The organism is Methylibium sp. T29, assembly GCF_000576205.1.
Classification (GTDB): domain Bacteria; phylum Pseudomonadota; class Gammaproteobacteria; order Burkholderiales; family Burkholderiaceae_C; genus Methylibium; species Methylibium petroleiphilum.
Window position 1 is genome coordinate 1 of record NZ_AZND01000154.1, and the last position, 8100, is coordinate 8100.

General features: G+C 58.9%; 7 protein-coding genes. 5 read left to right on the top strand and 2 right to left on the bottom strand.

Translation table 11 applies throughout. The features are described from left to right. The 5 genes from x551_RS26530 to x551_RS15585 form a co-directional block, all read left to right on the top strand. Nucleotides 1–286, top strand: a 286-nt coding sequence (locus tag x551_RS26530) for an AraC family transcriptional regulator (RefSeq protein ID WP_216701335.1), incomplete at its 5' end; no start/stop codon positions are given. 419 nt (nucleotides 287–705) lie between these two features. Further along, the gene (locus x551_RS27515; protein ID WP_253950391.1) at nucleotides 706–903 is read left to right on the top strand and encodes a hypothetical protein; all 198 of its coding nucleotides are present in this window, start codon (nucleotides 706–708) and stop codon (nucleotides 901–903) included. A gap of 14 nt (nucleotides 904–917) precedes the next feature. Continuing rightward, nucleotides 918–2240, top strand: a complete 1323-nt coding sequence (locus tag x551_RS15575; RefSeq protein WP_253950392.1) for an NAD(P)/FAD-dependent oxidoreductase — start codon at nucleotides 918–920, stop codon at nucleotides 2238–2240. 46 nt (nucleotides 2241–2286) lie between these two features. Continuing rightward, a complete protein-coding gene (locus x551_RS15580) occupies nucleotides 2287–3057 on the top strand; it encodes a glucose 1-dehydrogenase (protein ID WP_036229538.1) in 771 nt (256 codons plus the stop codon). 23 nt (nucleotides 3058–3080) lie between these two features. Then, complete coding sequence (locus tag x551_RS15585; protein ID WP_081771364.1) at nucleotides 3081–4202, top strand: alpha/beta fold hydrolase; 1122 nt, start codon at nucleotides 3081–3083, stop codon at nucleotides 4200–4202. A 269-nt stretch (nucleotides 4203–4471) separates the two neighbouring features. On the opposite strand, the gene x551_RS24515 is transcribed toward x551_RS15585, so the two are convergent. After that, the gene (locus x551_RS24515) at nucleotides 4472–5755 is read right to left on the bottom strand and encodes an FAD-dependent oxidoreductase (protein ID WP_081771365.1); all 1284 of its coding nucleotides are present in this window, start codon (nucleotides 5753–5755) and stop codon (nucleotides 4472–4474) included. A 40-nt stretch (nucleotides 5756–5795) separates the two neighbouring features. Continuing rightward, nucleotides 5796–7643: a PQQ-binding-like beta-propeller repeat protein gene (locus x551_RS24520; protein ID WP_081771366.1), complete on the bottom strand. Its 1848-nt coding sequence runs from the start codon at nucleotides 7641–7643 to the stop codon at nucleotides 5796–5798. Between the last annotated feature and the right edge of the window lie 457 nt (nucleotides 7644–8100).

Below are 8100 nucleotides of genomic sequence, written 5' to 3' on the forward strand. Positions count from 1 at the left end.
GCAGCTTGCCGTGCATTTGCTACGGCACTACGCGTCCGTTGATTTTATTGACCGCTCCGGCGATGGGCTGATGCCCGTGGCCTTGCGTCGCCGCGTCGAGGACTTCGTTGAGGCCAATCTCGACCAGCCTCTTTCGCTCGAAGCACTGGCGACCGTCGCGGGCATGGGTGTCTGGTCCTTCTGCAAGCGATTTCGAGCCTCCTTTCATACTTCGCCGCATTGCTACATCGTCGACCGCAGGCTCGAGCGCGCCCGAAGCTGCTCATCCAAGGAACGATGCCACTGAAAGCCGTAGCCACTGAGTGTGGATTTGCCGATCAGGCACACCTGACGCGCTCGATGCGCGCCCGCACGGGCTCCACCCCGGCCGCCTTGCGCCGGGACCTGCCCCGCTGAACGGCTTGGGCCACTGACGGCCCGCCTCTCGCACACGTTCCTTCAAAGGTTGAACCGGATCGTTCAAGCCCGGAGGCGCTGCCGCCCCTATCGTGCTTGACATGGTCGCATTGACCATACCCCGGTGACGCAAGGACTCGAGAGCCCGCGCTCACCCATCCGACGAACGCACATATTGAGAAAGACGTGATGACCACCGTTCTGGAGCGAAGCGGCGCTGCGCCCATCAACACCTCCCCGACCCAACTCGACGCTATGGTCATCGGCGCCGGCGTCGCCGGCCTCTACCAGTTGCACCGCATGCGCGAGATGGGGCTGAAGGTTCGGGCCTACGACACGGCCTCAGGCGTCGGCGGCACCTGGTACTGGAACCGCTATCCCGGCGCTCGCTTCGACTCGCAAGCGAGATCTATCAGTATTGGTTCTCCGAATCGCTGTACAAGACATGGAAGCCCAGCGAGCGCTTCCCCGCACAGGCCGAGACCGAGCAATGGCTCAACTTCGTAGCTGACAAACTGGATCTGAAGAAGGACATCCAGTTCAACACCCGCATCGTTTCAGCCCACTATCAAGAAGACAGCGGCCGGTGGCTGGTGACCACCGAGGCAGGCGAACGTATCGACACCCAGTACCTGCTGGCCTGCTGCGGCATGCTGTCGGCGCCCCTGGTTGATCGCTTTCCGGGGCAATCGAGCTTTCGAGGCCCCATCACTCACACGGGGCTGTGGCCCAAGGAAGGCATCGACCTGAAGGGTAAGCGCGTGGCCGTTGTCGGAACCGGTGCCACCGGTATCCAGGTCATCCAGACCATCGCCCGCGAGGTTGGATCGTTGAAGGTATTCACGCGCGTGCCGCAGTATGTCGTGCCGATGAAGAACCCGAAATACAGCAAGGCCGACTGGGAGCAATGGGGCAACCGCTTTCACGAGCTCAAGCAGCACGTTCGCACAACGTTCTCCGGCTTCAACTTCGACTTCGAGAACAAACCTTGGGTTGAGCTGACACCTGCTGAGCGCACGGACATCATGGAGAAGTACTGGAACGACGGTTCCCTGGCCATGTGGCTGGCCACCTTTCCCGAGATGTTCTTCGACGAAGCCGTGAACGCCGTCGTCTCCGAGTTCGTTCGCGGCAAGATGCGCGAGCGCCTGCGTCACGACCCCAGGCTCTGCCAGATTCTCATCCCCGGCCCCAAAGACTACGGCTTCGGAACCCATCGAGTGCCGTTGGAAAACGGCTATTTGGAGGTCTATCTGCAGGACAACGTCGAACCCATCGATTGCCGGAAGACAGCCATCGAACGCATCGTTCCCGAGGGCATCCAGACCTCGGACGGCACCGTGCACGAGGTGGACGTAATCATCCTGGCTGTCGGCTTCGATGCTGGCTCCGGAGCGCTCAGTCGCATCGACATTCGCGGCCGCGGCGGCCGGTCGCTCAAGGACCAATGGTCGCAGGAGATCCGCACTACTATGGGTCTTCAGGTGCATGGCTACCCCAACCTCTTCACCACCGGCGCGCCACTGGCACCTTCCGCAGCGTTGTGCAACATGACCACCTGCTTGCAGCAGCAGGTGGACTGGATCAGCGAATGCATCGCCTATGCGCGCCGCAACGGCAAGCACACCATCGAGGCTACCCAGGCGCTGGAGGATCACTGGGTGCAGCACCACGACGAGACCGCCGCCGCCACGCTGGTGGTGAAGACCGACTCCTGGTACATGGGATCGAATGTCGAAGGCAAGCCACGTCGTCTGCTGTCCTACATCGGCGGCGCGGGCAACTACCACCGCCAGTGCGATGAGCTAGCCGCGAAAGGCTATCCCGGCTTCTCGATGACCTAGGAGCAGCACGCCCAAACGAGAACCGTCCATCATTTGGAGACGCGACATGAAGCGACTCACAGGCAAGGTGGCCGTCATCACTGGCGGCGCGAACGGGCTGGGCGAGGCCATCGCGCTGCGGCTGGGTGAGGAAGGCGCTGCGGTGGCGCTGCTGGACAGAGACAAGAAGCAAGGCCGTCAGGTGGCCAATCAGCTAAGGGAGTACGGCCTTCGCGCCCTGTTCATTCCGGCTGACGTCACCCGCGAGTATCAGGTTCAGGCAGCGCTCGACGAGGCAGCCGCCAATCTCGGTGGTCTACACATTCTGGTCAACAACGCCGGCATCGAAGGTATCAACAAGCCCACGCACGAGCTGCCTCTTCAGGAATGGGAGCGCGTGATGGCGGTCAATGCCACAGGCGTCTTTCTCTGCACCAAGCACGCGATCGCTCACCTCCGGGCCGCGGGTGGCGGCTCCATCATCAACATATCCTCGATCTACGGCATCGTGGGCGGTGGCGACGTCCCGCCTTACCACGCCGCCAAGGGTGCCGTGCGCACCATGTCGAAGAATGATGCTTTGACCTATGCCTCCGACCGTATTCGCGTGAACTCGGTCCATCCCGGATTCATCTTTACGGCGATGGTCAAGCGCTATGCGAACGATGCGGGACTGACGGAGGCGGATGCGCGCAAGCTGCTTGATGGCATGCACCCACTGGGCGGCACGGGCACACCCGATGACGTTGCCTGGGGAGTGGTCTATCTGGCGTCCGACCAGGCCCGCTGGGTCACGGGCTCAGAACTTGTGATCGACGGCGGCTACACCGCGCGCTGAAACCTGCAACAAGGAGGTACACGATGATCCCGAACAGCTACTACAGCCAGGAAGGGCACGGCCCCTTCGAACTGATCGATATCGGTGCGCTGGAACTAGAAGAAGGCGGTACGCTGCTCGACTGCCAGCTGGCTGTCGCCACGCATGGCATGCTGAATGCCGCCAAAGACAACGCCGTCCTGGTGCCGACCTGGTACTCGGGCACCAGCAAGATCATGGAGCAGACCTACATCGGCTCGGGCCGCGCGCTGGACCCGGCAAAGTACTTCATCATCATCGTTAACCAGATTGGCAACGGACTCTCGACCTCACCGCACAATGCCCGAGGCGACTTGGCGGGAGCAAGTTTCCCGAAGGTGCGAATCGGCGACGACGTGCGCGCTCAGCACCGCCTCATCACTGAGAAGTACGGTCTGCACGAACTTGCGCTGGTAGTGGGCGGCTCCATGGGCGCGCAGCAGACCTACGAGTGGGCAGTACGCTACCCGGACATGGTGCGCCGCGCGGCACCCATCGCTGGCACCGCGAAGAACACCGAGCATGACTTCCTCTTCGCAGAAGTCCTCATTGATGCCATTACCTCAGATCCCGGCTTCCAGGGTGGCCGCTACACCTCACCAGCCGATGTGGCCGCCGGCTTGAAGCGCCACGCCAAGATCTGGACCGTGATGGGATGGAGTACCGAGTTCTTTAGCCAGAACCGGCACAAAGCACTGGGCTTCGATTCCATGCAGACGTTCGTGGACAGCTTCATGACGGGCTACTTTGCGCCGATGGACCCCAACGCGCTGCTCGCGATGGCCTGGAAATGGCAGCGCGGCGACGTCAGCCGTCACACGAACGGCAACCTGGCGGCAGCGTTGGGCCGCATCCGCGCTAAGACCTTCGTGATGCCGATCAGTCATGACATGTTCTTCCCACCGGCTGACTGCTTGGTTGAGCAGCGACTCATCCCCAACAGCGAGTTTCGCCCGCTAACAAGCATTGACGGTCACTTGGGGTTGTTCGGGACTGATGCCAACTTCCTCACGCAGGTCAATGCCAATCTGAATGAGCTGCTGGCCATCAGGCTTGACCACCGATCCACTGAGCAGTCCACGACAGAACGGGACAGCCTACAGCATGGCGCCCGGCCACACCGGTAGCGTCGACATGGCGTGGCAAAGTTGGGCACAGCCGATAGCGGGAAGGTGCAGCTCGAGAGAGCGCACCCCGTAGGCAGCCACGGCCTGCGGGAACAGGCGGTAGATAGAGCGCTGCTCCTAGCGAGCGTCGACGATGCCGCCATACCAGCGGGAGCAAGAGCTCCAATGAGAGCTCACCATCCAATTGATGTACGTCGCGTGATCAAAACTCGCACGACTAGATCGCCACGGAACTCTGGAGGTTGACCTCGCAGAGCCCAACGCAGCTTCTAACTGACAACGATCGCCTGTGCGTCGACCTTCTTAATCGACAGACTTGGCATATGTGTCGCAAGTGATGCCTGCATTATTCTCGGCAGAGAGTTACATTTTCCAAAAACATCTCGAACTGCCAAGTGCTCCGCAGATCTATTGATCGACTCAACACACGACAACGCTCCATCATTAAATCTGAAAATAGAGAAAGCGCCAGATTCAGGATCTCCGCTAATCCACCGCTCATCATTGACACTACCGATACCGACGATCTGAACCGACATGCCGAACTGGCGTGTCCAGAAATATGGAACGCTTTTATAAGCCGCGTCTACCCGCCCAACCAGCCGACCTGCAACGTACTTAGCCTGATCAACCGCGTTCTGAACGGATTCCAGTCGCACGCGCCGACGCGCATGAGCACTTGGAAAGCTGGCGCAGTCACCAATAGCGCTAATGCTTGCGTCGGAAGTCAGAAGAGATTCATCGACAGCGATTCCATTATCGACTGTCAGCGCTGATTCGTCCGCAAGCGCAACGTTTGGTGATACGCCGACTCCAACTAGAACAATGCGAGCGGGCAAGCGCGTTCCATCATCAAGCTCGACAGCCGAAATGTGACCAGATTGACCATGAAACGCTACGGCGTAACGTCCTGCCATGATCGACACGCCATTGGCCGCTTGCTCTCTGGCAACAGCCCCTGAAACCTCCTCGGAGACAACGCGAGACATCACTCGGTCCGCGGCCTCGACAACGGTGACTCGCTGGCCCGCCTTGGCAGCAACCGAGGCGACCTCCATCCCGATAAATCCGCCGCCGATGACAACCAAGTCACCAGGGGTTTGGAACAAGCCGCGAAGCATGTCGGCATGCTCAATCCTATGCAAGCTAACTACACCTGCCAATCCAATCCCAGGGACTTGAAGTGAGCGCGGCGTGGCCCCCGTGGCGATAACCAAATGGTCGTACCTTACTCGGTCACCCGAATCTAGCGAAACCGTGTTTGACGAACGGTCAATGGAGATCGCCTTGCTTCCAATCCGTAAACCCACATCCTGCTTCTCAAAGTAATGCTCGGATTGCAATCCAAGCGCCGCTGCAACGACCGAACCTTCGAGATACGCCTTCGACAACGGCGGCCGGCGATAAGGCAAGTGAAACTCATCACCAATCAGCGCGATATTTCCGTCGTACCCAAAGTCTCGCAATGACACAGCGACCTGAAAGCCAGCCTGCCCGGCACCAAGAACAACAATGCTCCTCGAGCTTTCCTTCTTTACGTTGACAGACATCATCAATTTTCTTCTCCGCTAGATTTAATTTGCTCAAGTACTACTAGAGCCCTTGTATATATCTAGCGACATCTACAACAGATTGCTCATCCAGCGGACTTGGATAAAGCTTGGGCATCTTTTCAGATGGGCTCTTGATCCACTCAACGGTCTTGTTGAGATCCAGTCGCTTACTGATGCCTCTCAACGTGGGCCCGACACCCCCTTCGCCTTTAGCTCCATGACAGCCGGAGCAGATCGAAGCATATGTGCCGGCGCCTGAGGCGACGACGGTTCCACTTGCCATCGAAGTGCCTACTGGCGTTTGAGTCGTAGTAGCCACGTCTGCGCTTTTGAGCGCGTAGATCACCAGCGATGGACTGCCTGAGCTGCCTGACTCGTTAAAGAGGCGCGACACGTTGCCCGATGCAAATGCCACGTACTGCTTCCCGCCGCGAAGATATGTGATCACTCCGCCCGCCAGTGCCCCACCCGTCTGCACCTTGAAAAGCTCTTTCCCAGTTGCGCCTTCCAATGCGAAGAAGTTGCCCGCCATGTCCCCGGAGAAGATCACCCCACCAGCGGTAGGCGTGACACCCGCAACCTGCGGCGCAGGAGTTTTATAGCTCCAACGTACCTCTCCGGTATCGACATCGAGCGCGACAACAGCGCCTCGGCCTTTCCCCTGGAACTCCCAATGCCCTCCCAGATTAAAGGTACCCGGTTTGTACGCGAAGTTCTCTTCGCGCTTTAGCACCGCGCACCAATCGACCGTACCAGCGACGATTGTCTTGTTGACTTTGTCGAGCGCCGGCCCATTCCATTCGACGCCACCAAGCGGACCGGGACACACCAGCACGCCCGCCGGCGTAGGCAGAACTCCCTCATTCTTGATGGTCGTGATCGGCGTACGGAACACCTTCTTGTGTGTTTCACGATCGATACCGTAGACGTACCCATCCTTGCTCCCAAGGCCGACCATACCGTCGCCTTTACTATTAAAGTAAAGCATCGGCGCCGCCCCCAAGTCGAGGTCGTGTCCGTCGTTCGAGACAAGCTGGTAGTACCACTTCAATGCACCGGTACGCGCATCAAGCACAACCATGCTGTTAGCAAACAGATTCAACCCAGGACGATGAGCCGGGATGAAATCTGGCGCCGGATTCCCAACAGGAACAAAAACCTCACCGGACGCCATGTCGAGCGTGTAAGAGGTCCAGGTCCCACCGCCACCATAGCGCGCGGTCCCAACGTTCTTCCAAGTCTCCGCCCCTGTCTCTTTGCCTCGGGGGATCGTATTGAAGCGCCAGACCTCGCGCCCAGTTTCAGCATCGAACGCCATCACTCGACCACGAGTACCCCAGTCGCCGCCCGCAGCGCCAATGATCAGCAGCCCCTGGAACACCTGCGGCGCAGCGCTGAAGAACTCTCCCAGCTGCGGATCGCCGACCTGGTGCTGCCAGACCGTCTTACCTGATAGTGCGTCGATTGCGAGCAGACGTGCATCCGGCGTGCCACGGAAGATCTTGCCGTTGGAGTAGGCAACCCCGCGGTTCACACTCCAAACCACCTCTTGCTCAGGGGTGTAGCTGTGACGCCAGCGCACGGAGCAGTTCGTCGCGTCGATAGCAAACGTGTCAAGCGCGGTCGTGAGGTAGATCAGCCCTCCAATCTGGACCAAACCAGATTGAAACGTCCCCGCATCTGCAACCTTAATGCGGCAAACCTCCCCCAACTGCGCCGCGTTCTTGACGTTGATCTGATCCGCCGCAGCAAAACGCTGACCATCCGCCGTGAGGTTGTAGCTCGGCCATTGAGTATCAGCCCCTGAATTCGACTCAGCCGATTCAGCGCCGGAACACAAAACACTTAGAACCAGCCAAGTCGCCCCAACCGACCAGAACTTGCGCATTGCGCATCTCCGTAGTTATTTTGCAATTAAATATAAATACAATCAATCTTGACTTGTATTCATGCGCCACGGCTCCATCAAGCGAATAATTACAATTGATGAAAGCGCTCTTGCCACCCAAAGCTAGCCATCGAATGGGCTCGATTGATCTTGCGCATCAATCCACTGAGCTACGGGATATGGCGATTATTTAGCGTCGCGCATTAGAAGCCCCGCCCCAACTGGGCGCGAGCCTTAGAGATGGGACATAGCCCCTCAAAGAGCTTCAGCAGGCATCGACTTTCCAGCAGTAATCTAAGGCATCGAGCGCGCAGTTCACCCCTCCTGGAGAGAGGTATTAGGGAGGGCAAGCCCTCTTCCGCGCCGGGTTATCAGTCCTTATTCAATCATTGAGATTCATGGCGAATCCTTCTTGGCCGATCGAGAACAATTCCTTGATGGGTGGCGCCTTCGATAG

What these genes read in the sequence shown, in the direction of transcription:
- x551_RS24515 (WP_081771365.1), bottom strand. Translation starts at nt 5,755, where the DNA reads ATGATGTCTGTCAACGTAAAGAAGGAAAGCTCGAGGAGCATTGTTGTT.
- x551_RS27515 (WP_253950391.1), top strand. Translation starts at nt 706, where the DNA reads ATGGGGCTGAAGGTTCGGGCCTACGACACGGCCTCAGGCGTCGGCGGC.
- x551_RS24520 (WP_081771366.1), bottom strand. Translation starts at nt 7,643, where the DNA reads ATGCGCAAGTTCTGGTCGGTTGGGGCGACTTGGCTGGTTCTAAGTGTT.
- x551_RS15580 (WP_036229538.1), top strand. Translation starts at nt 2,287, where the DNA reads ATGAAGCGACTCACAGGCAAGGTGGCCGTCATCACTGGCGGCGCGAAC.
- x551_RS15585 (WP_081771364.1), top strand. Translation starts at nt 3,081, where the DNA reads ATGATCCCGAACAGCTACTACAGCCAGGAAGGGCACGGCCCCTTCGAA.